Origin of the sequence: Yersinia nurmii, assembly GCF_001112925.1 — a bacterium.
Classification (GTDB): Bacteria; Pseudomonadota; Gammaproteobacteria; order Enterobacterales; family Enterobacteriaceae; genus Yersinia; species Yersinia nurmii.
In genome coordinates, this window is sequence record NZ_CPYD01000006.1 from 52948 (window position 1) to 78732 (window position 25785).

Consider the following 25785-nt stretch of genomic DNA (forward strand, 5'->3'; position numbering starts at 1 on the left):
CGGTGAATCGCCGCTGCAAACGGTTTGTATCGTTTCGGCAATGCGTCATTAGCGCAATACATGTAGCGGTATGCTCTGGCTTATTTATTAAACATTCGATGGCTAAAGATGATCGAATGTTTCGTGGCTAACAATTGGTTTTCGATTTAAACGGTTAGGGTAAATATAATGAAAGTAACCATTTTTGGTATTGGCTACGTCGGATTGGTTCAAGCTGCAGTATTTGCCGAGGTTGGGCATGATGTACTTTGTATTGATGTCGATGCACGCAAGGTAGAAGACTTGCAAAAAGGGCATCTGTCAATTTTTGAGCCTGGGCTGTCTACTTTGGTAAAAGAAAACGTTGAGGCTGGTCGTCTGCATTTCTCTACGGATGCGAAAGCTGGTGTGCATCACAGTGCGATCCAATTTATTGCTGTTGGTACTCCGCCAGATGAAAATGGTGCGGCAGATTTGCAATATGTGATTCAGGTTTCAGAAACTATCGCTAAATATATGCAGGAACCCAAAGTTATAATTGATAAATCCACGGTTCCGGTAGGTACTGCCGATAAAGTCCGAAGTGCCATGGCTGCAGTTCTACGTCAGAGAGATATTGAGATCGACTTTGACGTGATATCCAACCCGGAATTTTTGAAAGAAGGGGCGGCGGTATCCGACTGTAAGCGCCCTGAGCGTATTGTCATAGGTACTGATAATAATGACGTGATTCCACTTATAAGTGAGTTGTATGAGCCATTTAATCGCAATCACGACCGTATGCTGGTAATGGATGTGCGTAGTGCGGAACTGACGAAGTATGCGGCTAACTGTATGTTGGCGACAAAAATCAGTTTTATGAATGAGATTGCAAATCTGGCTGAACTATTAGGCGCAGATGTAGAAAAAGTACGGCAGGGTATTGGGTCAGATTCGCGTATTGGCTATCACTTTATATATTCAGGCTGCGGCTACGGTGGCTCCTGTTTCCCAAAAGACGTTCAAGCATTAATTAGTACAGCTGAGAATATTGGTTATCAACCAAAACTGTTACAAGCAGTAGAGCAAGTCAACATCCAGCAAAAATCCAAACTGACTCAGTTTATTAAAAAACACTATGGCGATAACCTGGCGGGAAAAACTTTTGCGCTATGGGGACTGGCATTTAAACCTAATACCGATGATATGCGTGAAGCGCCAAGTCGGGTTTTGCTGGAGTCGCTGTGGGAGGCAGGTGCTATTATTCAGGCTTATGATCCTGAAGCTATGGACGAAACTCAGCGAATTTATGGTTCACGTGACGACTTGAGATTAATGGGAACTAAAGAAGCCGCGCTTCAGGGGGCAGATGCGTTGGTTATTTGTACTGAGTGGCAAAACTTCCGAGCGCCAGATTTTGACGTTATCAAATCCAGATTGAAAGAGGCGGTTATTTTTGATGGGCGTAATTTGTACGACCCGGAGCGCTTAAATAGCCGGGGCTTTATTTATTATGCCATCGGTCGTGGAACATCGGTTAATCATGCTAACTCGCGCTAACTAAGAACATTCTAAGCAGTAGTATGTTTTACAACAGCATACTGCTGCATCTTCTGATTTTTCCATCCGCGTTAAAACCGTTAATCCTTTTTTGAATAAATCTAACGTTGGTAAAACTATGGCGGCAGTTTACCTGGAATTTAAAACTAACTATTAATATTGTTATAGATTAGCAGAGTATTCTTATGGATTTGCTATGAAAATGATAACGGAGAGTAATTTATAGAGAAGTGTAATGAATGGTGAGAAATTGGAAATTCTTCTGGGTTAAGGATCGTTTTTAAAGCCCAATAAAAAATACCCTCAACATAAGAAGAGGGTATTTCTCAGGTAATAGTAAATACTATTACAGTAGGAAATCGTCCAGCGATTTACCTTGTTCTTCGATAGCTTTCTTAATCACAGCTGGAGTACGGCCTTGGCCTGTCCACGTTTTCAGTTCGCCATTTTCATCAGTATATTGGTATTTAGCCGGGCGAGCTGCACGTTTAGCTTTGCCTGCTGATTTAGTAGCAGGAGCAGCGGACAGCAGGTCTTGCGGGTCAATACCGTCTGCAATAAGCATTTCACGATATTGCAGCAGTTTACGCGTACGTTCTTCGATCTCAGCTTTAGCCTGACTTTCTTCTTCAGAACGCTCATTAACAACTACGGTCAACTTCTCAAGCATTTCTTCCAATGTTTCAAGGCTACATTCGCGCGCTTGAGCACGTAGAGTACGGATGTTGTTTAGAATTTTTAACGCTTCGCTCATTGTCCTGGTCTCAATTATAATGTTAGGGGGGCGTCTGGATAATAATAGAGTGCTATTTTAATTTCTGCAATAGCCAATTTGATTAGCTTACTGGAATTTACTCTTTTTAAAAGCTGAAAGTTGTCTGCCGTTAGTAATAAGTGATGAGTTCGGGCAATTACTTTGCACAGTTCTAAGACAAATTCTCGATATGTGGGTAAAAGTTGCAATTTTGGAACATGATTTTCTCACTAAGTTATAAGTATGCTTTATATCAATAAAGCAAAAAATAGAGCGTTGTTGATTGTGTATGCTCGTTTACAACCATTGGAAAAAATGTGGATATAGATGAGAAAATTGACTTGGCCAAGGATACCTTTAACCGGATAAAGCTGCAGCGACACTAATAAATATGTCTGTTAGATATTTAATGTTAATTTCTATCGCTGCCATGATGCATCGGATTAATGAGTAAATTGGGCTGTTGTTGAATTCGATGTTTTTTGGGTTTTTACTCCCTTTAGTGCTGCTCAATGTTCGGGCGAAATCTTTAACCGAGATGATTACTGTGAACTCAATCAAAAAATAGCATCGTATGGGTTCTTAAATCAGTTTAGGTAAAAGAAGTCGGAATGCGTTCATACCATTACTCAATTTATTAAACTTAATAACCCGCTGCATCCCTTGTCAGCTTGCGCATAAAGTTTGTGTTACACTATGGGATATCATTAATTTGTGCGTTTATTATACCAGTGGAGTTACGGGCCCATGGCTCAGCTTTATTTTTATTATTCTGCAATGAATGCAGGGAAGTCCACCGCATTACTTCAATCCTCCTATAACTATCAAGAGCGTGGTATGCGCACACTGGTTTTCACGGCAGAGATTGATAACCGTTTCGGCGTTGGCAAAGTCAGTTCACGTATTGGCCTGACCTCTCAGGCTCAGCTTTATAACAATGAAACCCAATTGGCGGTCATTATAGAAGCAGAGCACCATGATAAGCCGGTGCACTGCGTGTTGCTGGATGAGTGCCAGTTCTTGACCAAAGAGCAGGTTAAGCAGCTTTGTCACGTTGTCGATGAATATCATATTCCGGTACTTTGCTACGGCCTGCGCACTGATTTCCTCGGCGAGTTATTTACCGGCAGCAAATATTTGCTGGCCTGGGCTGATAAATTGGTGGAATTAAAAACCATTTGTCACTGTGGCCGTAAAGCCAATATGGTGCTGCGATTAGATGCGCAGGGCAGAGCGGTGCATGACGGTGAGCAAGTCGTGATTGGTGGTAACGAAAGCTATGTTTCCGTTTGTCGCCGGCATTATAAAGAAGCAATCAGTGCGGCCTGCTCGCCGTTAGCTGGGCAGGGCGATATTTAATCCTCTAGAACCCCCATGGCCGCTGTTTTTTTTCGCCGTGGGGTAACTTACCTTTTTGTCTTTCCTCGTACTAGCAGTCTGTTGATGTCGTTCAAACCTAAACTCAATGGCGCAGACAGATACGTTCGTTAATCTATGTACCTCAGTCGATAAATAATAGGCATCGCGGCAGATAATTATGGTCGGGCCGATATTCATTATGCGTTTCGATGACGGGGGCGCAACGGGTAGAACCTGACAATGTTGCTGCAAAAGAAAACCCCCCAACCAGATTTGCCGATTGAGGGGTTAGACAGTTTGCTGATTACCCACCGTTAGGTGAGCAGTGCAGTCAAATTATTACTTCTTGGTCTTTTTTTCTGCTTTAGCCACTTCTTTTGCCGCAGCTTCTTCACGTTCGAATTCTTCGACGTATTCGCGACCGTAATAAGTGTCCATCAGAATCTGTTTCAGCTCAGAGATCAGTGGGTAACGTGGGTTAGCACCGGTGCACTGGTCATCGAAAGCATCTTCAGACAGTTTGTCGACCTTCGCCAGGAAGTCAGCTTCCTGAACGCCCGCTTCGCGGATAGAAGTCGGAATACCCAGTTCGGCTTTGATTTCATCCAACCAAGCCAACAGTTTCGCGATTTTCTGTGCGGTACGGTCGCCAACGGCAGTCAGACCCAAGTGGTCAGCGATTTCAGCGTAACGACGACGTGCCTGTGGGCGGTCGTATTGGCTGAAGGCCGTTTGCTTAGTCGGGTTGTCGTTCGCGTTATAACGAATAACGTTAGAGATCAACATGGCGTTAGCCAGACCGTGTGGGATGTGGAACTCAGAACCCAGTTTGTGGGCCATTGAGTGACAGACACCCAGGAAGGCGTTAGCAAACGCGATACCGGCGATAGTCGCTGCGTTGTGTACACGCTCACGTGCAACCGGGTTTTTCGCCCCTTCTTTGTAGCTGGTTGGTAGGAATTCTTTCAACAATTTCAACGCTTGCAGCGCCTGACCGTCGGAGTATTCGTTAGCCAGTACAGAGACATAGGCTTCCAAGGCATGAGTGACCGCGTCCAGCCCACCGAAGGCGCACAGGGATTTAGGCATATTCATAACCAGGTTGGCATCAACAATAGCCATATCTGGAGTCAATGCGTAGTCCGCCAATGGATATTTCTGGCCAGTAGCATCGTCGGTAACTACCGCAAACGGTGTTACTTCTGAACCAGTACCGGAAGTGGTGGTGACGGCGATCATTTTCGCTTTCACACCCATTTTCGGGAACTTGTAGATACGTTTACGGATATCCATAAAGCGCAGCGCCAGTTCTTCGAAGTGAGTTTCCGGATGTTCGTACATGACCCACATGATTTTGGCCGCATCCATCGGTGAACCACCACCCAGCGCGATGATCACGTCTGGTTTGAAGGAGTTCATCTGCTCGGCACCTTTACGCACGATGCTCAACGTTGGGTCAGCTTCAACTTCGAAGAAGACTTCGGTTTCGATACCGTGAGATTTCAGCACGCTGGTGATTTGGTCAGCGTAGCCGTTGTTGAACAGGTAGCGGTCAGTCACGATGAAGGCACGTTTTGCACCGTCAGTTGCCACTTCTTCCAGCGCGATTGGCAGAGAGCCACGGCGGAAGTAAATAGATTTCGGTAGTTTATGCCACAACATGTTTTCTGCTCGCTTAGCCACAGTTTTCTTGTTGATCAAGTGTTTCGGACCGACGTTTTCAGAGATGGAGTTACCACCCCATGAACCACAACCCAGCGTCAGAGACGGTGCCAGTTTGAAGTTGTACAGGTCACCGATACCACCTTGTGAGGCAGGGGTGTTAATCAGAATACGGGCAGTCTTCATTTTATCGCCGAAGTATTTCACGCGAGCAGTCTGGTTATCCTGGTCGGTGTACAGGCAAGAGGTGTGACCAATCCCGCCCATTTCAACCAGTTTTTCCGCTTTTTCGACTGCGTCTTCGAAGCTCTTCGCACGATACATCGCCAGCGTCGGGGACAATTTTTCATGAGCAAATGGCTCAGATTCGTCCACAACTTTGACTTCACCGATCAGAATCTTGGTGTTGCCCGGAACCTTAATGCCGGCCATTTCAGCAATTTTAGTTGCTGGCTGACCGACGATAGCTGCATTCAGGCCACCGTTTTTGAGGATGATGTCCTGAACGGCTTTCAGTTCTTTACCTTGTAGCAGGTAGCCGCCGTGGGAAGAAAAACGCTCACGCACCGCGTCGTATACGGAATCAACGACGATAATCGATTGTTCAGATGCGCAAATGACGCCGTTATCAAAGGTTTTAGACATCAGAATAGAGGCTACAACGCGTTTGATATCTGCAGTTTCATCAACCACAACTGGAGTGTTACCTGCGCCTACGCCGATAGCGGGTTTACCAGAGCTGTAGGCCGCTTTAACCATGCCTGGGCCACCGGTTGCCAGAATCAGGTTGATATCTGGGTGGTGCATCAGCTGGTTCGATAATTCAACGGTAGGAGCATCAATCCAACCAATAATGTCGGCTGGCGCACCTGCAGCGATAGCGGCTTGCAGCACGATATCAGCAGCTTTATTGGTTGCGTCTTTAGCACGAGGATGCGGAGAAAAAATGATACCGTTACGGGTTTTCAGGCTGATTAATGCTTTGAAAATAGCCGTTGAAGTTGGGTTGGTTGTCGGCACGATACCGCAGATTAAACCGATAGGTTCTGCAATAGTGATGGTGCCGAAAGTTTTGTCTTCACCCAAGATACCGCAGGTTTTTTCATCTTTGTAAGCGTTATAGATATACTCAGATGCGAAGTGGTTTTTAATCACCTTATCTTCGACAATACCCATACCAGATTCCGCTACGGCCAGTTTAGCCAAAGGGATACGGGCATCAGCAGCAGCCAAGGCGGCAGCGCGGAAGATTTTATCAACTTGCTCTTGAGTAAAGTTGGCATACTCGCGCTGGGCTTTCTTGACGCGTGCTACTAGCTCGTTAAGTTCAGCGACATTCGTTACAGCCATAATGCTCTCCTGATAATGTTAAACTCTTTTAGTAAATAAGCAGTTGAAGCAACTAGTATAGTCAGGCTATCCCGTGCTGCATCGTCGAATAGGAAGACTTTTCGCATTCTACTCAACCATTACTACCGCTGATTTACTGAAAGAGCTTTCTTTATTTTTGTCGGGATGCGGATTTGAAGCTAACCACAACTGACCCTTCCACGCTCTCTACCTCTTTTCCTATGACAGAGCTTAACTATTCTTAGGTATAGATTTCGTGATTTAAATCACAAAAACACCAAGCTGACACCTTTCAGCAGTGTTGAATTGAGAATTAAAAGCATTAAAACCATTAAAGCGACATTTTATGACGTTAAAACAGCAGAAAAGATACACTTTATTAACACTTGGTCGTCTATTCCCTGAGTAAACTTATTGCGTATTAAAATGCTGCTCTAATCCATAGATTCCCCAAAGTAATTCTATTACATTAGCGCGCATATAGATGAAGGCTGTGCGTTATGCCATTCAGGTAGCCAAAATAACTGTCTGAATGGCTCTCAGCGGCTGATTTCTTCTGTAGTAGCTTGTAGTCGCGCCGTCACCTGAGCAAAAACTGGCTGGGGAGGCGTTAATCGACGGACATTAACCGCTAATTGAAGGTTATTGCTCCGAGGTACTTTTTATATTAGCGATCGTGCGGAGTGGGTGTGAGTCAATCACTGTTGGACCTGTCAGGTTACATCAAGTTTTTTGTTGGCTTGTTTGCGCTGGTTAACCCGGTAGGAATATTGCCTGTATTCATTAGTATGACGAGTTACCAGGCAGAAGCGGGGCGCAATAAGACAAACCTGACGGCGAATCTTTCGGTCGCCATTATTTTGTGGATAGCGCTATTCCTTGGGGATGCCATCCTGAAAATATTTGGTATTTCTATCGATTCCTTCCGCATCGCCGGCGGCATTCTGGTAGTAAGCATTGCAATGTCGATGATCAGCGGCAAACTGGGCGAGGATAAGCAGAATAAGCAGGAAAAAACCGAAACGGCAGTGCGGGAAAGTATTGGCGTAGTGCCCTTGGCTTTACCATTAATGGCAGGGCCTGGGGCGATCAGTTCGACTATTGTCTGGAGTTCCCGCTATCACAGTTGGCCAAATTTGCTCGGTTTAACTCTTGCTATCGCCTTATTTGCCTTCTGTTGCTGGTTATTATTCCGCGCGGCGCCTCTGTTGGTACGCCTGTTAGGGCAGACCGGTATTAACGTTATCACTCGAATCATGGGTTTGCTGCTTATGGCATTAGGTATCGAGTTTATTGTTACCGGTTTAAAGGCCAGCTTCCCCGGCTTGCTTTAATATAATCTCGCGATGATACCGGCTGGCTGACCTATATCCTCGGCTGGCCGGTTTCCTACCTCTCGCTTTCATTTTTTGTTTTATTTCTAACTTATCCGGTTTTTCAAACTCCCAGTCTTTGCTCAAAAGCTATTCCGCTGCATTAATTTGGTGCAAATAGTGCATTGATTTTAACCAGATGCACTTTAATGTGGCGTAAATAGAGCTCTCCTGCCTTTAAACTGACTTATCGCTTATTTATCTGTGTTTATGTACCTGCATCAGTGCTGTTTGATTAAAATAAGTCCGTCATTTGTTGTTAATTTGCTCACATGATTCTGTAATGCTTGTGTGGAATTTATCTAGATGTTATTAGTGATTAAGACGGCATATCCAGATGTTTATTCTGGGAATGGTATAAATGTTAATTTTATGTTTCTTTTTGTGGGGTGCGCGAAATTTCATTAGTTCAATGCTTCCCTTTCCCCTAAATTAATATAATTAAATCAAATTGTTGTGCAATTCATTGCGTGGGGTTAATACTATGGACGATTACTCACTCAACGCAAGAAAAGAGAATTGCTTAACATTTCTGTAAAAATTATTGGCGTAGATTTTCTGCTTCTGTTAGCTTTCGAACAACTTTCCAATGAGATTTTTCTGTGTTCTCTGCAAAAAATGAGCATGGATATTGCAAGGAAATGAGTAGTGCAGCGTGGTCTTGGCTCCAGACTGACCCTAACCATTGAAAAAAACATCATAAATTTGGCAAAAGGACTATTGGACATGCAGATAAAGTTGAAGCGTAAGCCATTAACGCTACTTAGCACTATTCTGAGTTTATCGTTTCCTTGTATGGTCGGTGCCGCAACCGTTCCTGCTGGTGTTGAATTAGCCGCAACTCAATCCATCACTATTAATAACGGTGCAGAAGTTGCCTCGCTCGATCCTCATAAAGTCGAAGGCGTCGCGGAAAGCAATGTGATTTTAAATTTGCTGGAAGGTCTGGTGAGTAATGACGCCGATGGCCATATTATTCCCGCAGTTGCGACTCATTGGGAAAATAAAGATTTTAAGGTTTGGACTTTCCATCTCCGTGATGGCGCGGTTTGGAATGATGGCTCACCTGTGACTGCAGAAGATTTTGTGTATAGTTGGCAGCGCCTTGCCGATCCCAAAATAGGGTCGCCTTACGCCAGTTATTTGCAGTACGCTCAAATTGAAAACGTTGACGATATTTTAAACGGCACGAAAACGCCAGACACTTTAGGCGTTAAGGCATTGGATGCCAAAACGCTACAGGTCACGTTAAACAAACCTGTGCCGTATTTTGTCAGTATGTTATCGCATACTTCAATGAAGCCAGTGAATCGGGCTATGGTGGAAAAGTTTGGCGATAAATGGACTTTGCCGGGAAACTATGTCGGCAATGGTGCATACAATCTGAAAGATTGGGTGGTCAACGAACGCATTGTTATTGAACGTAATCCTACCTATTGGAATAACAACGCGACGGTGATTGATCAGGCGACGTTCCTGCCAATTGCTTCTGAAGTGAGTGATATCAACCGTTATCGTAGCGGTGAAATAGATATTACCAGCGGTGCTATCCCGCCAACTTTATTCGCCAAAATGAAGCAAGACCTGCCAAAAGAAGTTCACGTTAGCCCTTATCTATGTACTTTCTATTATGAAATTAATAATGGAAAAGCGCCGTTTACCGATGCGCGCGTTAGAACCGCCATTAAATTGACGCTGGATCGTGATGTGATCGCCAATAAGATTATGGGACAAGGGCAGATCCCAGCTTACGGATTTACGCCAACTTTTATGGAAGGGGCGAATTTCACATTGCCGGAATGGGCGGGCTGGTCGCAAGAGAAACGTAATCAGGTGGCAAAACAACTATTGGCCGAGGCGGGATATAACGATAAAAATCCGCTGAAGTTCAATTTGCTCTACAACACATCGGATCAGAATAAACAGCAGGCAATTGCCGCCGCGTCTATGTGGCAAAAGAATCTGGGCGCCAAAGTTACTTTGCAGAATCAGGAATGGAAAACTTCGCTTGAAAGCCGCCATCAAGGTCAATTTGACGTGGCTCGAGCCACTTGGTGCGCGGATTATAATGAGCCTAGTGCCTTCCTGAATATGCTGTTATCCGACGGTAGCAATAATACCTTTTTCTATAAAAGTCCTGAATTTGACGCTATTTTGGCTAAAACGCTGACGGTGTCGGATGAAAAAGCGCGGGCCGCGCTATACCAGCAGGCAGAAAATTTGCTGGATAAAGATTCGGTGATGGTTCCGGTGTATTACCGGGTCAGCGCCCGACTTATTCGGCCAACAGTTGGTGGTTTTAGCGGGAAAGATCCGCAGGACGCAACTGATATAAAGAATTTGTATATCCGTAAACTCTAGCAGAGTCAGACATATCGTAGTAAAAACAATGATGGCAGTGAAATAGGGATGTATGACGCAGCGTCAGCGCGGTGTTAATACATGTGGGTCTTACTTCCTATGGATTCGTTCCTCCATAGGGGTAAATAAAAAAATGCCTTTTAAAAGGCGAGGCGTATTCAGTCACTGGATAACGCAATAATAAAAAACTGGAGTTAAGATAAGTATGACCAACATCACAAAGAAAAGTCTCCTGGCCGCAGGTATCATCGCCGCTTTGGGTATAGCGTCCGTCAGCAGCAGTTTTGCCGCAGACGTTCCGGCCGGCGTTCAATTGGCAGAAAAGCAGGTTTTAGTCCGTAATAACGGCTCTGAGCCTCAGTCTTTGGACCCGCACAAAATTGAAGGCGTGCCTGAGTCAAACCTGTCCCGTGACCTGCTGGAAGGCGTAGTGATCAACTCGCCAAACGGTGACATTGTTCCGGGTGTGGCAGAAAGCTGGGATAACAAAGATTTTAAGGTCTGGACTTTCCATCTGCGTAAAGATGCTAAATGGTCAAATGGTGACCCTGTCACTGCTCAAGACTTCGTTTATAGCTGGCAACGATTGGCCGACCCAAAAACGGCTTCCCCTTACGAAAGCTATGTGCAATATGCGCATATCGCTAATATTGATGACATTATTACCGGTAAGAAACCGGCAGACACGCTGGGTGTAAAAGCGCTGGATGACCATACGCTGGAAGTCACTTTAAGCGAGCCGGTGCCTTATCTGGCCAAATTGCTGGCGCACCCGTCTATGTCTCCAGTGAATAAAGCCGTCGTTGAGAAGTTTGGCGACAAATGGACTCAACCGAAAAACTTCGTTGGCAACGGCGCTTATAAACTGAAAGACTGGGTGGTGAACGAACGCATCGTTCTGGAACGTAGCCCAACCTATTGGGATAACGATAAAACCGTTATCAATCAGGTTACTTATCTGCCAATTTCTTCAGAAGTGACTGACGTTAACCGTTATCGCACCGGCGAAATCGACATGACCTATAACAACATGCCGATCGAGTTATTCCAGAAGCTGAAGAAAGAGATTCCCGATCAAGTACATGTAGATCCTTATCTTTGTACTTATTACTACGAAATCAATAATGCTAAAGCGCCATTTACAGATGTTCGCGTACGTGAAGCATTGAAATTAGGTATGGATCGTGACGTTATCGTTAATAAGGTGAAGAATCAGGGCGATCTGCCAGCCTTTGGTTTCACGCCGCCATATACCAGCGGTGCCAATCTGAAGCAACCCGAGTGGGCGAGCTGGACACAAGAAAAACGTAATGAAGAAGCGAAAAAATTGTTGGCCGAAGCCGGTTATACCAAAGATAAACCGCTGACATTCAACCTGTTGTATAACACTTCCGATCTGCATAAAAAACTGGCTATCGCCGCTGCGTCTATCTGGAAGAAAAATCTGGGTGTGGACGTGAAGCTGGAAAATCAGGAATGGAAAACCTTCCTGGATACGCGTCATCAGGGCAATTTCGACGTGGCGCGTGCCGGTTGGTGCGCCGACTACAACGAGCCTTCTTCATTCCTGAATATGATGCTGTCTAACAGTAGCAACAATACCGTTCATTATAAGAGCCCGGCCTTTGATAAGTTGATTTCCGATACGCTGAAAGTGAAAACCGATGAAGAGCGTGCGGCGTTGTATCAGCAGGCAGAAACTCAGTTGGATAAAGATTCTGCCATCGTGCCAGTGTATTACTACGTGAATGCCCGTTTGGTGAAACCTTACGTGGGGGGATATACCGGTAAAGATCCGCTGGACAACTTGCACGTTAAAGATCTTTATATTATCAAGCATTAATCATTTTGAGGGCGGTTTCCTATGGGAAACTGCCCTTATTGTTTCGATAATATAAAGCCGTATTAAAAGGCTAAAGACACAGGTACGGGCAATGTTAAAGTTTATTTTACGCCGCTGTTTGGAAGCGATTCCGACGTTATTTATACTGATTACCATTTCATTCTTTATGATGCGTCTTGCGCCGGGAAGTCCATTTACCGGTGAGCGTAATCTTCCGCCAGAAGTCATGGCCAATATTGAGGCGAAATATCACCTCAACGATCCTATTTATAAGCAGTATTTCAATTACCTTGGCCAATTGGCGCAAGGGGATTTGGGGCCTTCATTCAAATATAAAGATTATACCGTTAATGATTTGGTGGCCGCGTCTTTCCCGGTTTCCGCCAAGCTCGGTCTTGCGGCCTTTATTTTGGCCGTGGTGTTGGGGGTGAGTGCCGGCGTTATTGCGGCGTTGAATCAGAATACCAAATGGGATTATACGGTAATGGGCTTTGCCATGACCGGGGTAGTTATCCCCAGTTTTGTGGTGTCACCGCTGTTGGTGCTGATTTTTGCCATCATGCTTAAATGGTTACCGGGTGGAGGCTGGAACGGGGGCGCACTGAAATTTATGATTCTACCGATGGTGGCGCTTTCTCTGGCTTATATAGCCAGTATCGCGCGTATTACCCGCGGTTCGATGATTGAAGTGTTGCATTCCAACTTTATTCGCACCGCGCGAGCCAAAGGTTTGCCGCTGCGTACTATTGTATTCCGCCACGCATTAAAACCGGCGCTGTTGCCCGTTTTGTCTTATATGGGGCCAGCGTTCGTGGGCATTATTACCGGTTCTATGGTAATTGAAACCATTTTCGGGTTACCGGGGATTGGTCAGCTGTTCGTAAACGGAGCGTTAAACCGCGATTATTCTCTGGTATTGAGTTTGACGATACTGGTGGGCGCGTTAACCATTTTATTTAATGCGATCGTTGACGTGCTGTATGCCGTTATCGATCCCAAAATCCGTTACTAACACTGGAGCTGGCCTATTATGTTGAGCAAAAGAAATAGCGAAACGCTGGAAGCTTTCAGTGAAAAACTGGAAGTGGAAGGGCGTAGCCTTTGGCAGGATGCCCGTCGCCGTTTTGTACATAACCGCGCGGCGATCACCAGTTTGGTGGTCCTGATGTTAATTACTTTGTTTGTGATTCTGGCTCCGATGCTGTCGCCATTTGCCTATGACGATACCGATTGGGCCATGATGTCGGCGGCGCCAAGCTTTGAATCCGGGCACTATTTTGGCACCGATTCCTCTGGCCGTGATTTACTGGTTCGTGTTGCCATCGGTGGACGAATCTCGCTGATGGTAGGCGTTGCCGCGGCACTGGTCGCGGTGGTGGTTGGTACGTTGTACGGTTCACTCTCCGGTTATCTGGGTGGAAAAATCGACTCCCTGATGATGCGTTTGCTGGAAATTTTGAACTCCTTCCCGTTTATGTTCTTCGTGATTCTATTGGTGACCTTCTTCGGACAGAACATTCTGCTGATCTTTGTGGCGATCGGTATGGTTTCCTGGCTGGATATGGCGCGTATCGTGCGCGGACAGACTCTAAGCCTAAAGCGCAAAGAATTCATCGAAGCGGCGCTGGTGGGCGGCGTATCAACCCGCAATATTGTGGTGCGGCATATTGTCCCTAACGTATTGGGCGTGGTGGTGGTTTACGCTTCTTTATTGGTTCCGAGCATGATTCTGTTCGAATCCTTCCTGAGCTTCCTCGGATTGGGAACTCAGGAACCGTTAAGTAGCTGGGGCGCATTATTGAGTGATGGCGCCAACTCGATGGAAGTTTCCCCTTGGTTACTGATGTTCCCGGCGGGTTTCCTGGTGATTACGCTATTTTGTTTCAACTTTATCGGCGATGGCTTGCGTGATGCCCTCGACCCGAAAGATCGCTGAGGAATATTGCCATGTCGATTACGAATAATCAGTCTGCCAATCCACAGTCTGTCTTGTTGGATGTGAAAGACCTCAGTGTGACTTTCTCTACGCCGGATGGCGATGTGACGGCGGTGAACGATCTGAACTTCGACCTACGTGCCGGCGAAACCTTGGGCATCGTCGGGGAGTCTGGTTCAGGTAAATCTCAGACCGCATTTGCTCTGATGGGCCTGCTGGCCAGCAATGGGCGTATTGGTGGTTCTGCCAAATTCAACGGCCGGGAAATTCTGAATCTGCCGGAAAAACAGCTGAACCGGCTGCGGGCAGAGGAAATCTCGATGATTTTCCAGGATCCAATGACATCGCTGAATCCTTATATGCGCGTCGGCGAACAGCTGATGGAAGTGCTGCAATTGCATAAAAAGATGAGCAAAAGCGAAGCCTTTGAAGAATCCATTCGGATGCTGGATGCAGTAAAAATGCCGGAAGCTCGTAAGCGGATGCGGATGTATCCCCATGAGTTTTCTGGCGGGATGCGTCAGCGAGTCATGATTGCTATGGCGTTGTTGTGTCGTCCTAAGTTATTGATTGCCGATGAGCCGACTACTGCGCTGGACGTTACCGTACAGGCGCAGATTATGACGCTGTTGAATGAGCTGAAAAACGAATTCAATACCGCGATTATTATGATTACCCATGATTTGGGGGTGGTGGCGGGTATCTGCAATAAAGTATTGGTGATGTATGCTGGCCGAACCATGGAATACGGCAAAGCCCGCGACGTGTTTTATCATCCAAGCCACCCATATTCTATTGGTTTGCTAAATGCGGTTCCGCGTTTGGACGCTGAAGGCGAATCGTTGATGACCATCCCCGGCAATCCGCCGAACCTGCTGCGTTTACCGAAGGGCTGCCCGTTTCAGCCTCGCTGCCAGTACGCCATGGACCGTTGCTCAACCGCACCGGCATTGGAGCATTTTGGTGAAGGACGTTTACGCGCTTGCTTTAAGCCAGTGGGGGAATTGGTATGAATACAGTGACAGATAAGCGCGTTTTGCTCGAAGTCGCCGATCTGAAAGTGCATTTCGACATTCAGGATGGCAAACAGTGGTTCTGGCAACCGTCGAAAACCTTGAAAGCGGTGGACGGCGTGACGCTCCGTTTATACGAAGGGGAAACCCTGGGTGTGGTGGGCGAATCCGGCTGTGGTAAATCGACTTTTGCTCGCGCCATTATCGGTTTGGTTAAAGCGACCGGCGGCAGCGTTGCTTGGTTAGGGAAAGATTTGCTGAATATGAGCGACGCCGAGTGGCGTACTACGCGCAGCGATATTCAGATGATTTTCCAGGACCCGTTAGCGTCATTGAATCCGCGAATGACTATCGGTGAAATTATTGCCGAACCTTTGCGCACCTATTACCCTAAAATGCCACGTCAGGAAGTGCGGGATAAAGTAAAGGCCATGATGTTAAAAGTGGGCCTGTTACCCAACCTGATCAACCGTTATCCGCATGAGTTCTCTGGCGGTCAGTGTCAACGCATCGGTATTGCCAGAGCGCTGATTTTGGAGCCGAAACTGGTTATTTGTGACGAACCGGTATCGGCTCTGGACGTATCGATTCAGGCGCAGGTGGTTAATCTGTTGCAGCAGTTACAGCGTGAGATGGGGCTGTCGTTGATCTTTATTGCTCACGATTTGGCGGTGGTAAAACACATTTCCGATCGCGTATTGGTGATGTATCTCGGCCATGCGGTCGAACTGGGTACCTACGATGAGGTGTACCATAATCCGCAGCATCCATATACTAAAGCGCTAATGTCGGCAGTACCTATTCCCGATCCTGATAAAGAGCGTGACAAGGTGATCCAACTGTTGGAAGGGGAACTCCCTTCGCCGATCAACCCGCCGTCCGGCTGCGTGTTCCGTACCCGCTGTCCGATTGCCGGGCCGGAGTGTGCTAAAACCCGACCGCTGCTGGAAGGCAGCTTCCGTCATGCGGTTTCCTGTCTGAAAGTTGATCCGTTGTAAGCATTCCTGCTGAGCTTCATTGAGGCAAACAAAAAGCCCTGTCAGTTCAATTACTGACAGGGCTTTTCTATCGGCAAGGTACCCCATTAGTCTGAGACTGAATGCGTGCCTGACTTACTCTTTCCACAAAATATGGCAGAGTTTATGGTCTTTTTCTCGGCATAACAGAACGCGGGCAAAGACGTCATTAACCGGTTCGCCTTCGCTCTCGGCCAGACCGATGACCACTTCCGCGAAGAAATCGGGATTCAGATCAAAATCGACGTGCTCATTCCAGTCTTCCGCGGGATCGAAAAGCTCCGCCGCACCGCGTTCCTCAAACTGCAAATTGAAGAGCAGAATATCTGCCGGATCCAGATTGTCGCCTGCCAGCTCAAGAAAAATATCGTAAGCCTGTTCCAGCGTTTCGTCTTCGCTCAGGCGGTTGTTGAGGTCCATAATCGTCTGGTCCATGTGCAGGTTCCCATTAGTCATCGCAATATTGCCCACATTAAAACATTCTCTTTGCACCTTTTACACACTTTATAGCGCTTATTGCCAATAACTAAGAATTTCTACAATACAATAATCATTACTAAGCAACATTATTATAGGAATGGACTGAAGAAATAGAACAGACGCTCCATCACTCGATGCCAGAGCGGCCGTTTGGCCCAAACTTCACCGTCCAGCAGCACTGAGCGAGCGATGTAATCGTCCTGAACCTGAGACAAATCATTACCGAAACCGGCATCATCAATCACCAGCGTGATCTCAAAGTTTAGCCACAGGCTGCGCATATCCAGATTGACCGTACCGACCAGGCTTAGCTGACCATCGACCAAGACGCTCTTGCTGTGCAGCAAGCCGCCTTCAAACTGATGAATTTTAACGCCAGCCTCCAGCAATTCGGCGAAGAATGCGCGACTGGCCCAGCGGACCATCATGGAATCGTTGTCTTTTGGAACGATAATACTGACGTCTACGCCGCGCTGCGCAGCGGTGCAAATAGCGTGGAGCAAATCGTCGCTAGGCACGAAGTAGGGGGTGGTCATCACCAATTGCTCACGGGCGGCGTAAACCGCGGTCAGTAGCGCTTGATGAATCATTTCTTCCGGGAATCCAGGGCCGGAAGCAATAACCTGAATAGTATGGCCGGACTCTTGTTCAAACGGCATGATATTGGTATCGGGCGGCGGGGGTAAAATACGTTTTCCGGTTTCGATTTCCCAATCACAGGCATAAACTATACCCATGGTTGTTGCTACCGGGCCTTCCATTCGCGCCATCATATCGATCCATTGACCCACGCCTGCATCCTGTTTAAAGAAACGCGGATCAACCATATTCATACTGCCGGTATAAGCGATAAAGTTATCAATCAGCACCACTTTACGGTGTTGACGTAAATCCATTCGGCGCAAGAATACGCGGAACAAATTCACTTTCAGTGCTTCAACCACTTCAATGCCGGCGTTGCGCATCATGGCGGGATAAGGGCTGCGGAAGAAGGTCACGCTTCCGGCAGAATCTAGCATAACGCGGCAATGCACGCCCCGACGAGCGGCGGCCATTAAGGATTCCGCTACTTGGTCCACCAGTCCACCGGGTTGCCAGATATAGAAAACCATTTCAATATTATGTTGAGCCAGATCGATATCGCGGATCAGCGCTTTCAGTGTGTCATCGGTGGTGGTCAACAACTGAAGTTGGTTGCCTTTAACGCCGCTGATGCCCTGACGACGTTCGCACAGTTGGAATAGCGGTGCAGCTACTTCGCTGTTTTCGGTGGCAAAGATATGCTGGCATTCTTTTAATTCACTTAGCCAATGAGCGGTGGAAGGCCACATGGCCTTGGCACGTTCGGCTCGTCGTTTACCAAGATGCAGCTCCCCGAACGACAGGTAGGCAATAATTCCGACCAACGGCAGAATATAGATGATCAGCAACCAGGCCATGGCGGAAGGGACTGCGCGTCGCTTCATCAGGATACGTAGCGTTACCCCGGCAATAAGCAGCCAGTAGCCGAAGATGGAGAGCCAACTGATTACGGTATAAAATGTTGTCATAAAAGCGAGAAGTCCTGTTCGCAAACGTTCATCACTGAGTGTACGCACAGTAATGAAAAGGGGAAACCATTAACTCGATATATTCAACTATAAATTCTTTCAGTTAAAAGGACTTGCGTCCATTCATGCTCTTATAATCTTAGCGGGTTTCTCGTCAAGCGTGAATAAACCTGCGATGGAATAAGATAACTACGAATTCTTATTACCTGCGGACAAGTACTTGGCGGCTGAGCCGAAAGGTCTATAATGAGCCGGTTCTCAGCTTTGGAAGAATAGTTTCATGAGACGTAGTAAAAATGAAGTTGGCCGTTGGCGGATGCTTCGGCAAAATCAACGTCGGCGTAATCGCTGGCTGGAAGGGCAATCTCGTCGTTATCGCCATATATATAGCGTGCGCCAGATTCATGTAAATCAGCATCGTCGGGCGTTGTTGTTTAGTGTGGCTTACGAGTGGCAGTAAATGATGAGAATAATAAAAACGGTCCCTTTGTGGGGCTGTTTTTATCTTGCTTCAATATATCCTACAAATAGGCCATGAGTATTTTTACTTCATTTTTCTGCGCGGAATCTAACCAGATGAAGTGGACATAAAAATATTCTTCAGATATTTCTTGAACGGATTTCACTTCTGAGTAAAGTCGCGTTAATATATATACATGGTCGCTTTGTGACTAGAGGTCAGTTTCAGGGGTGTTACTGAGCGATAGCATAAAGCGACCGACCTTTCGGCGTAATATTTAGCCATTTATTCAAGTTTCCTTTCTTTATTAATGTTCGCATTATTCATCGTATCATGCTGTTTTTTATAGATTTGACATTCAATAATGACGAGTTCAATTTCGGTTGTATATCAATGGACACTATCTGAAATATTTCAGAAATGACTATTTAGGTGTGCGAGATGAATCTGATTGCTTAATCAAATGTCAATATCCATAACAACCTAAAAATAAATATTACAACGCTTTTCTCGTGCGATGGACAATAAATCAGACAATTAACTTTTGGCCAAATCTGCGGGTAATCATCTTCAATGCGCAGCCTAAAATAACGTTATCCCACTTGTTGTTATATGTTTTCATCTGTTCTTTTTAGGGGCGATGAAAGATGAATCAACCGCTTATAGTCTTATATCCAAACCGTGTACGGGGTTCTGCAGATAAATCCAGTTTAAAACTAGGTATTAATTTAAAAAAAACAGAGTCGGTATTCGCGCGATTGAGCGAAATCTCGTTTTTATGCGTGAAACGATAATAATTAAAATTGGTGTAGATAGGACTATTGATCTGGAGCCCGATTCGGATAAATCCTCAACGCAACTTTAAAAATTGAGTTATTTCAAAGCCGTTACTGCGGTTATGCCGTGATCATCACAGATGTCATTATCAAATCGGTGGAGACTGGCTCTTCCATTTCAGCAGAGAGTGTATTTTTTATGTCTCGATATATTTTGGCTAAAACGGTTTTCTTTGGGAATTTGCAAAAGAGTGACGCGCTTTACAAGTATGAGATTTACAGCGATCGGGCTGAAACTGTGTTCCAAACCACCATTTATGCTGAACAGACTTTGACTCAGGGGAAACACAGTTATAGTTTGTGGGTACGGAAAGATCATCGCATTTTGAAGGCTGCGCCTCATGATCTTGAACAGGCCGTCGATGCCTGCGAGGAGCATTGGGAAAAAACCTACGCGAACCTTAAATAATCGCTGACATTTTGTTTTCACACAAATACGGTTATTGGCAGACACTGTGGGCAGCTGCCAATAACGCCAGATAGAGTGGAAACAACATCCAAGGATATCAATGCAATTACCGATTAAAACCTTAAGACTTCTGCTACGACGCTTTACTCCAGATGATTTCCCTTCTTATCAGGCCTATCACTCACTGGCGTCTGTTTATCGTTATCTCTATTGCGCGCCGGCGGATGATGCCACTCTTCGGGCAAATTTACTGCGGGCCGCTGAATGCCGTTTTCAGGAAGAAGGAGATACCTTGACGTTGGCCGTTGAGCGCGTGGATACCGGTGAGCATATTGGCGAAGTATTGTTTAAGCTGTCTAATAAATCGGCCGCTCAGGCAGAGGTCGGCTATATATTTAATCCAAAGTTTGGCGGGCAGGGCTTTGCCACTGAGGCGGTTCAGGCCATGTTGAATATCGGCTTTACCCAACATGGATGTCACCGTATTTTTGCCCGGCTGGATGCATTGAATATCGGCTCGATAAATGTGGTCGAGCGTTTGGGTATGCGCAAAGAAGCGCATCTGATACAAAACGACTGTTTTAACGGCGTGTGGGGCGATGAACTTATTTATGCGCAACTAAAACGTGAATGGCTGGCTAATTCTGCCCGACAGAATTAGGGGGAAAGTTATGCAGGCCGTGTTCGCGAGATCCTGACCAACTGTGGCGGTGTAACAAAGGAGGCTCGAATGTTAGATAATTACTTTGGTTCTGGGAATATCCCAAGCGATCAGCAAAAACAGCGACTATTGGCGGTACAGGCAGCCTTAGAAATTATTAAACAGTCGGTTGGGGCCAGCGAAGGAGCGGCTTATTCGCGAGTAAATGACGATATGAAGCACGCTGTCGAGTGGCTAGCGCCACTGGCCGATGCCATTCAACAAGCCCTGATTGTGAAGAAATAGTTTTATTGAGGGTCTCATCAGAACAGCGGTTATCGATGAGACCCAGATTAGTATACGCCATGACTTGCATACACGGGCTGCACTGCTCTATTCATCGCACAGTTAATCAGCAAGATATGAATGATATTTAATCAGGGTTTATATTGATTACTTTATTTCAGTAAGAAAAAATACAGTTAATTAAATTGATATAATGAATTAACGGAGAGTAAGACTGAAAAAGTTAATTTCCCACATATATTATATGGGCGAAAGAAATGACTTTTAAATCAGCGTCAGCCAATAGGCCACACATTTAATATGTCGATTTGATCCGCCGGTAAATTCAAATACTCATCAAAATACTTGTTTAAAAGGTTTCACGATCACCGATTGATAAACACCGGCCGCCACATAGGGATCGCGTTCTGCCCAAGCCTGAGCTTCTGCCAGACTTTCAAATTCTGCAATAACCGTTGAACCGCTGAAACCCGCGGCACCTGGGTCATTACTGTCGATAGCCGGATTAGGACCTGCGGTTAATAAACGTCCCTGATCCCGTAGGGTTTGCAAGCGCGCTAAGTGGGCGGGGCGTACGGACAAACGCTGTGTCAGAGAATCGGGTACATCGGTTGAGAAAATTAAATAAAGCATCGTTTCACCTTAAAAATCAGACCGATAAAAGAGTAGTAATCAGAATATTCATCTGACCATGTTCAGTGAATAAATTCAACCCGCGAACGGCGTTTCGGTTATTTGTTTTCACTCGCTCGATAATGGCAGGTTATCAGTGCTGAAATAAAATGATAATTAACTGTCAACAGAAAGTTTTATCACTCTGAGATCGCAGGTAAAAACATCATTTAGTGCCGATTGAAGCAATTGTTTGCCATTGCTTATTGAATATGATTGCTATTTGCATTTAAACTTGGCGGCATCAGAGGATATTGAATCACTATGCAGCTAAAAAAACTTTTCTCGGTTCGTCGGCTTACATGGCCAGTAGCATTTTCTCTCGGGTTGCACGGCAGCGTTATTGCTGCATTGCTTTATGTCTCCGTCGAGGAAATAAATAAACAACCTGAAATTGAAGATGCACCGATTGCAGTGACGATGGTCAATGTCGCCACTTTTGCTGCTCCGCAGCCAGCGGCAGCCGAACCTGAAAGTCAGCCGGAGCCAGTAGTTGAGGAAACCCAGCCAGAACCTGAAGTTTTGCCAGAGCCGGTGCCTTTGCCTAAACCTGAGCCAGTGAAAAAGGAAGTGGTTAAGCCGAAACCCAAGCCGAAACCGGTGAAGAAAGAAGTGAAAAAACCGGACGTGAAGAAAATCGAGCAACCGCCAACGGAATCTCTGTTTAAATCCGATGAGCCGACCGCGGTGACCCAAGCGGCACCGGTGAAGTCTGCACCGCCAGCCTCGGTGCCAGGCACTTCTAACACAGCCGGCCCTAAAGCGCTGAGTAAGGCTAAACCGACTTATCCGGCGCGCGCACTGGCGTTAGGCGTGGAAGGTTCGGTTAAAGTGCAATATGACATTGATGAAAATGGTCGCGTGACCAACGTGCGTATATTAGAAGCCACACCGCGTAATACTTTTGAACGAGAAGTTAAACAGGTGATGAGGAAATGGCGCTTTGAGGCTGTAGCGGCAAAAAATTATGTCACCACCATTGTGTTCAAGATTGGCGGTGATATGGAAATGAACTGATGGGGTTATTTCCCATAGGTTCGGCCTGTCATAAGGTTGTGCGGTATCTAAGTCAGCATCTATGTCACATTAAAAAGGGTCGCTTCAGCGACCCTTTCACACTGTAGAAACTGAAGTTAAAAAGCAGTGGAAAATGATTACTGCCCGGAACCCACTTCAAAATTAATCTTTCCTGCAGGCAGTGGGCGAGATTTGCCTTCATCATCGACGGCCACGTAGGTAAATACCGCCTCGGTAGCGCGATAACGCTGACCAATAGGTTCTGATGAGACTTTCTTGACCCACACTTCGACATTCACCACGATGGAGCTGCGGCCAGTTTTAATGCAACGGGCGTAGCAGCAAACTACATCGCCGACGGCCACTGGTTTGAGGAAAGTCATGCCGTCCACTCGTACCGTCACTACTCGACCGTGAGCAATTTCTTTCGCCTGAATAGCTCCACCAATATCCATTTGTGACATCAGCCAGCCGCCAAAAATATCGCCGTTCGCGTTGGTGTCGGCTGGCATTGCCAAGGTACGAAGTACCAATTCCCCGTTGGGTAAAAGTTGCTGAGTCATCTCTGTCTTCTTATAAAAAGTAAATTCATACAATAATGGCTCGCCCAGAACGGCGGGCGAGCATCAAATCAATTTTAGGATTTTTTTTGTTCTGCTGGCATATGGCGATAAATATACACGCCGCTTATCAGGGTAAAAACTAGGGTTAATGCGGTTAAACCGAATACTTTGAAGTTTACCCAGATATCCTGTGGCAACCAGAAAGCGACATAGATATTCGCCAGACCGCAGAGCAGGAAAAACATCGCCCAGGCCAGATTCAGTCGCGACCATACGCTATCCGGCAGGGTTAACTCTTTGCCCAGCATGCGCTGAATCAAGGGTTTCTTCAGGACTAACTGGCTGATCAGTAAAGCGCCGGCGAACAGAACGTAAATTACCGTGACTTTCCACTTAATAAACTGGTCGCTATGGAAGGCCAGAGTCAGTGAACCAAATACCACAACCATGGCGGCGGTGATCAAGGTCATTTTCTCGACCTTACGGTACATCACCCAACTTATAGCCAAAGCTAACAATGTTGCGACGATGAGTGCGCCTGAGGCGACGAAAATGTCGTACATCTTATAAAATATAAAGAAGACGACCAGCGGTAGGAAATCTAAAAGTTGCTTCATTAATCAATCCATTTTCTGTACATCAGGTGACTATACCGGATTCAGCGGTGTGAGGGTACAGTGGGCAAATCGTTATTATCCCTAATTATCAGCCGGAATGCGCGGGCTGCCAGCGTTATTTGCAGAAACTTACGATTAACCTATCTGGCAGTTGCCAGTTGTCGTAGAACTCAGCATGATGGACTGAGACTATTGATTTAGAGGTAGAGAAGAATAAATGCTGAGGAAATCGCTCCGTTATTGGATGCCGGGATTAACCCTGCTAATGGCCTACCAGCGTGAATGGTTAAAACCGGATATTCGCGCGGGTCTATCGGTGGCTGCGGTGGCGTTGCCTATTGCCATTGCTTATGCCGAGCTAACCGGCGTGAGCGCGGCGGTGGGGCTATATTCCTGTATTTTGCCGATGATTGCCTATGCTTTTTTCGGTTCTTCCAGACAGTTAATTGTCGGCCCGGATGCGGCAACCTGTGCAGTAATCGCGGCGGTGGTAGCGCCGTTGGCAGCAGGAAACAAAGAGGTTCATTGGCAGTTAACTATCATGATGACGTTGATGATGGGGAGCTGGTGTCTGGTGGCCAGCCGGTTCAAGCTGGGCGCGCTGGCGGATTTGCTGTCGCGACCGATTCTGACCGGTTTGTTAAATGGCGTGGCAATTACCATTATTGTCGATCAGTTGGGCAAAGTGTTTGGTTTTATGACCCGGCCGCCGCAGCTAATAGAACGGGTGCTGGCGCTGCCGCACAATATTCTTAACAGCCATTTACCGACGCTGGCGATTTCTATCCTGACTTTTGCCATTCTATTCGGCGTGAAATGGGCGCGTCCCAACTGGCCGGCACCGCTGCTGGCTATCGTAATCGCGACTTTTGTGACCTGGGCCGGTGGCTTACAGCAGTTTGGCGTGGAAGCGGTGGGTGGTTTTAATGGCGGCTTGCCGATAGTCAGTTGGCCGGAATTCAAGCCGGGCTTGCTGCGAGATATGGTGATCCCGGCGCTTAACCTCGCGGTAGTCAGCTTCGTTAGTATGATGCTGACGGCGCGCAGTTTTGCTACCAAAAACGGTTACGAGGTCGATGCAGACGTTGAACTGCGCGCTTTAGGCGTGACTAACATCGTTTCGGCGCTATCGCAGGGCTTTGCCATCAGCGGAGCCAGCACTCGTACCGCGGTTAACGATGCCAACCACGGCAAGAGCCAATTGGTGTCGATAATTGCCGCGCTAGCCATTGCGTTGGTGCTATTTTTCCTCACCGCGCCGTTGCAGTTTATCCCTGTAGCTGCCTTGGGCGTGGTGTTGATCTACGCCGCGTGGTCATTACTGAGTTTCAAAGGCATCTGGCAACTGCGGAAAAGAAATACGCAGGCTTTCAGTTTGGCGATTTTTACCTTTGGCAGCGTAGTGCTGGTGGGGGTTATCGGCGGGATTGGGTTAGCGGTCTTACTGGGGTTACTGCAGTTTTTACGTACGGTTTTCCGCCCGACGGAGCAGATGTTGGGGGTGAACTCAGAAGGTATGATTCACTCTATGGGTAACAATAATGGCATTAAAGCAGTGCCGGGAGTGATGATTTATCGTTTCAACTCGCCGTTAACCTATTTCAACGTAGCTTACTTTAAGCGCCGCATCCTTAACTTAGTAGACTCAACGCCACATCAGGCCGATTGGGTGGTGATAGACGCGGTTGCCAGTTTCACCTACGCCGATATCAGCGTGTTGGCGGCTATTGATGAGCTAAAGCGAGACTTAAAACAGCGCAATGTCAAACTGGTATTGGCCGGGCGTCGCACTGAGTTAACGCGTTGGTTCCGCTTGAATCGCTTAAGAAGTCAGGATAACGATCTGATTTTGGTACCGGATTTGTATCTGGCACTCAAGCTGATTCAAAGTAAACAACGGGTTGAGGAACGAACCGAAGCGGAGCAACTGGAAGGATCGTCTTGAATAAATTGCTGGGCGTGAAGCGAGGCGGCCTATGACTGACTGCCGTGTTTCTCCCACCTCGACTTGCGGTTTTCTCGTTCGTTTGCCAGAACATTGGCAATAAAA

At 46.6% G+C, this 25785-nt stretch carries 22 protein-coding genes; 15 read left to right on the forward strand and 7 right to left on the reverse strand.

The annotated features are described in order from the left end of the window. The first annotated feature begins 168 nt into the window (after positions 1 to 168). Positions 169 to 1518, forward strand: a complete 1350-nt coding sequence (locus AD970_RS09300; RefSeq protein WP_049598195.1) for a UDP-glucose dehydrogenase family protein — start codon at positions 169 to 171, stop codon at positions 1516 to 1518. Between the two features lie 346 nt (positions 1519 to 1864). On the opposite strand, the gene hns is transcribed toward AD970_RS09300, so the two are convergent. After that, a complete protein-coding gene (gene hns, locus AD970_RS09305) occupies positions 1865 to 2272 on the reverse strand; it encodes a histone-like nucleoid-structuring protein H-NS (RefSeq protein WP_049598196.1) in 408 nt (135 codons plus the stop codon). 747 nt (positions 2273 to 3019) lie between these two features. On the opposite strand from hns, the gene AD970_RS09310 reads away from it, so the two are divergent. Further along, complete coding sequence (locus AD970_RS09310) at positions 3020 to 3631, forward strand: thymidine kinase (RefSeq protein ID WP_049598197.1); 612 nt, start codon at positions 3020 to 3022, stop codon at positions 3629 to 3631. Between the two features lie 339 nt (positions 3632 to 3970). Here the strand turns inward: AD970_RS09310 and adhE are convergent, their stop codons facing one another. Beyond that, positions 3971 to 6643 (reverse strand): bifunctional acetaldehyde-CoA/alcohol dehydrogenase, encoded by a 2673-nt coding sequence (adhE, locus tag AD970_RS09315; protein ID WP_049598199.1) that lies wholly within the window; start codon positions 6641 to 6643, stop codon positions 3971 to 3973. A gap of 689 nt (positions 6644 to 7332) precedes the next feature. Here adhE and AD970_RS09320 point away from each other — a divergent pair. From AD970_RS09320 to oppF, 7 genes are all read left to right on the forward strand, one after another. Further along, entirely contained in the window at positions 7333 to 7977 is a 645-nt protein-coding gene (locus AD970_RS09320) for a YchE family NAAT transporter (protein WP_049598201.1), read from the forward strand. 765 nt (positions 7978 to 8742) lie between these two features. Then, the gene (locus tag AD970_RS09325) at positions 8743 to 10377 is read left to right on the forward strand and encodes an ABC transporter substrate-binding protein (protein WP_049598397.1); all 1635 of its coding nucleotides are present in this window, start codon (positions 8743 to 8745) and stop codon (positions 10375 to 10377) included. Between the two features lie 205 nt (positions 10378 to 10582). After that, positions 10583 to 12220 carry an oligopeptide ABC transporter substrate-binding protein OppA gene (gene oppA / locus AD970_RS09330; RefSeq protein WP_049598203.1) on the forward strand — a complete coding sequence of 546 codons (1638 nt, stop codon included), beginning with the start codon at positions 10583 to 10585 and terminating at the stop codon, positions 12218 to 12220. 91 nt (positions 12221 to 12311) lie between these two features. Beyond that, positions 12312 to 13232 (forward strand): oligopeptide ABC transporter permease OppB, encoded by a 921-nt coding sequence (gene oppB / locus AD970_RS09335; protein WP_049598205.1) that lies wholly within the window; start codon positions 12312 to 12314, stop codon positions 13230 to 13232. Between the two features lie 15 nt (positions 13233 to 13247). After that, entirely contained in the window at positions 13248 to 14156 is a 909-nt protein-coding gene (gene oppC, locus AD970_RS09340; RefSeq protein WP_049598206.1) for an oligopeptide ABC transporter permease OppC, read from the forward strand. An 11-nt stretch (positions 14157 to 14167) separates the two neighbouring features. After that, on the forward strand, positions 14168 to 15169 hold the full coding sequence (gene oppD, locus AD970_RS09345; protein WP_049598209.1) for an ABC transporter ATP-binding protein: 1002 nt from the start codon (positions 14168 to 14170) through the stop codon (positions 15167 to 15169). Further along, a complete protein-coding gene (gene oppF / locus AD970_RS09350; protein ID WP_049598210.1) occupies positions 15166 to 16167 on the forward strand; it encodes a murein tripeptide/oligopeptide ABC transporter ATP binding protein OppF in 1002 nt (333 codons plus the stop codon). Before oppD ends, oppF begins: the two co-directional genes overlap by 4 nt. 114 nt (positions 16168 to 16281) lie before the next feature. On the opposite strand, the gene AD970_RS09355 is transcribed toward oppF, so the two are convergent. Both AD970_RS09355 and cls read right to left on the reverse strand, forming a co-directional pair. Further along, entirely contained in the window at positions 16282 to 16605 is a 324-nt protein-coding gene (locus AD970_RS09355) for an HI1450 family dsDNA-mimic protein (protein WP_049598398.1), read from the reverse strand. Between the two features lie 149 nt (positions 16606 to 16754). After that, positions 16755 to 18215 carry a cardiolipin synthase gene (cls, locus tag AD970_RS09360; protein WP_049598211.1) on the reverse strand — a complete coding sequence of 487 codons (1461 nt, stop codon included), beginning with the start codon at positions 18213 to 18215 and terminating at the stop codon, positions 16755 to 16757. A gap of 280 nt (positions 18216 to 18495) precedes the next feature. Between cls and AD970_RS09365 the strand changes: the two genes are divergently transcribed. The 4 genes from AD970_RS09365 to AD970_RS09380 all read left to right on the forward strand — a co-directional run bounded on the left by AD970_RS09365 (position 18496) and on the right by AD970_RS09380 (position 20866). Beyond that, the gene (locus AD970_RS09365; RefSeq protein WP_038242532.1) at positions 18496 to 18675 is read left to right on the forward strand and encodes a YciY family protein; all 180 of its coding nucleotides are present in this window, start codon (positions 18496 to 18498) and stop codon (positions 18673 to 18675) included. 975 nt (positions 18676 to 19650) lie between these two features. Continuing rightward, a complete protein-coding gene (locus AD970_RS09370) occupies positions 19651 to 19920 on the forward strand; it encodes a hypothetical protein (RefSeq protein WP_049598212.1) in 270 nt (89 codons plus the stop codon). A 100-nt stretch (positions 19921 to 20020) separates the two neighbouring features. Beyond that, a complete protein-coding gene (locus AD970_RS09375; protein ID WP_049598214.1) occupies positions 20021 to 20581 on the forward strand; it encodes a GNAT family N-acetyltransferase in 561 nt (186 codons plus the stop codon). A gap of 69 nt (positions 20582 to 20650) precedes the next feature. Beyond that, positions 20651 to 20866, forward strand: coding sequence for a hypothetical protein (locus AD970_RS09380; protein WP_049598216.1), 216 nt, complete (start codon positions 20651 to 20653; stop codon positions 20864 to 20866). Positions 20867 to 21202: 336 nt separating this feature from the next. Here AD970_RS09380 and AD970_RS09385 read toward each other — a convergent pair whose 3' ends face one another. After that, entirely contained in the window at positions 21203 to 21499 is a 297-nt protein-coding gene (locus AD970_RS09385) for a YciI family protein (protein WP_049598217.1), read from the reverse strand. 303 nt (positions 21500 to 21802) lie between these two features. Between AD970_RS09385 and AD970_RS09390 the strand changes: the two genes are divergently transcribed. Then, a complete protein-coding gene (locus AD970_RS09390; RefSeq protein WP_049598219.1) occupies positions 21803 to 22555 on the forward strand; it encodes an energy transducer TonB in 753 nt (250 codons plus the stop codon). 137 nt (positions 22556 to 22692) lie between these two features. Here the strand turns inward: AD970_RS09390 and yciA are convergent, their stop codons facing one another. Together yciA and AD970_RS09400 are read right to left on the reverse strand one after the other, a co-directional pair. Further along, positions 22693 to 23118 (reverse strand): acyl-CoA thioester hydrolase YciA, encoded by a 426-nt coding sequence (gene yciA, locus AD970_RS09395; protein WP_049598221.1) that lies wholly within the window; start codon positions 23116 to 23118, stop codon positions 22693 to 22695. 74 nt (positions 23119 to 23192) lie between these two features. Then, positions 23193 to 23735, reverse strand: a complete 543-nt coding sequence (locus AD970_RS09400) for a septation protein A (protein ID WP_049598223.1) — start codon at positions 23733 to 23735, stop codon at positions 23193 to 23195. A gap of 217 nt (positions 23736 to 23952) precedes the next feature. On the opposite strand from AD970_RS09400, the gene AD970_RS09405 reads away from it, so the two are divergent. After that, positions 23953 to 25680, forward strand: coding sequence for a SulP family inorganic anion transporter (locus AD970_RS09405; RefSeq protein ID WP_049598224.1), 1728 nt, complete (start codon positions 23953 to 23955; stop codon positions 25678 to 25680). Positions 25681 to 25785: the final 105 nt, after the last annotated feature.

Excerpts from the sequence above, each read along its gene's own strand:
- AD970_RS09405 (WP_049598224.1), top strand. The coding sequence starts at position 23,953 with ATGCTGAGGAAATCGCTCCGTTATTGGATGCCGGGATTAACCCTGCTA.
- oppB (WP_049598205.1), top strand. The coding sequence starts at position 12,312 with ATGTTAAAGTTTATTTTACGCCGCTGTTTGGAAGCGATTCCGACGTTA.
- AD970_RS09390 (WP_049598219.1), top strand. The coding sequence starts at position 21,803 with ATGCAGCTAAAAAAACTTTTCTCGGTTCGTCGGCTTACATGGCCAGTA.
- AD970_RS09385 (WP_049598217.1), bottom strand. The coding sequence starts at position 21,499 with ATGCTTTATTTAATTTTCTCAACCGATGTACCCGATTCTCTGACACAG.
- hns (WP_049598196.1), bottom strand. The coding sequence starts at position 2,272 with ATGAGCGAAGCGTTAAAAATTCTAAACAACATCCGTACTCTACGTGCT.
- AD970_RS09400 (WP_049598223.1), bottom strand. The coding sequence starts at position 23,735 with ATGAAGCAACTTTTAGATTTCCTACCGCTGGTCGTCTTCTTTATATTT.
- AD970_RS09300 (WP_049598195.1), top strand. The coding sequence starts at position 169 with ATGAAAGTAACCATTTTTGGTATTGGCTACGTCGGATTGGTTCAAGCT.
- cls (WP_049598211.1), bottom strand. The coding sequence starts at position 18,215 with ATGACAACATTTTATACCGTAATCAGTTGGCTCTCCATCTTCGGCTAC.
- oppD (WP_049598209.1), top strand. The coding sequence starts at position 14,168 with ATGTCGATTACGAATAATCAGTCTGCCAATCCACAGTCTGTCTTGTTG.
- AD970_RS09310 (WP_049598197.1), top strand. The coding sequence starts at position 3,020 with ATGGCTCAGCTTTATTTTTATTATTCTGCAATGAATGCAGGGAAGTCC.
- oppA (WP_049598203.1), top strand. The coding sequence starts at position 10,583 with ATGACCAACATCACAAAGAAAAGTCTCCTGGCCGCAGGTATCATCGCC.
- AD970_RS09325 (WP_049598397.1), top strand. The coding sequence starts at position 8,743 with ATGCAGATAAAGTTGAAGCGTAAGCCATTAACGCTACTTAGCACTATT.
- AD970_RS09370 (WP_049598212.1), top strand. The coding sequence starts at position 19,651 with ATGTCTCGATATATTTTGGCTAAAACGGTTTTCTTTGGGAATTTGCAA.
- AD970_RS09380 (WP_049598216.1), top strand. The coding sequence starts at position 20,651 with ATGTTAGATAATTACTTTGGTTCTGGGAATATCCCAAGCGATCAGCAA.
- adhE (WP_049598199.1), bottom strand. The coding sequence starts at position 6,643 with ATGGCTGTAACGAATGTCGCTGAACTTAACGAGCTAGTAGCACGCGTC.
- AD970_RS09365 (WP_038242532.1), top strand. The coding sequence starts at position 18,496 with ATGAGACGTAGTAAAAATGAAGTTGGCCGTTGGCGGATGCTTCGGCAA.
- oppF (WP_049598210.1), top strand. The coding sequence starts at position 15,166 with ATGAATACAGTGACAGATAAGCGCGTTTTGCTCGAAGTCGCCGATCTG.
- AD970_RS09355 (WP_049598398.1), bottom strand. The coding sequence starts at position 16,605 with ATGGACCTCAACAACCGCCTGAGCGAAGACGAAACGCTGGAACAGGCT.
- AD970_RS09375 (WP_049598214.1), top strand. The coding sequence starts at position 20,021 with ATGCAATTACCGATTAAAACCTTAAGACTTCTGCTACGACGCTTTACT.
- yciA (WP_049598221.1), bottom strand. The coding sequence starts at position 23,118 with ATGACTCAGCAACTTTTACCCAACGGGGAATTGGTACTTCGTACCTTG.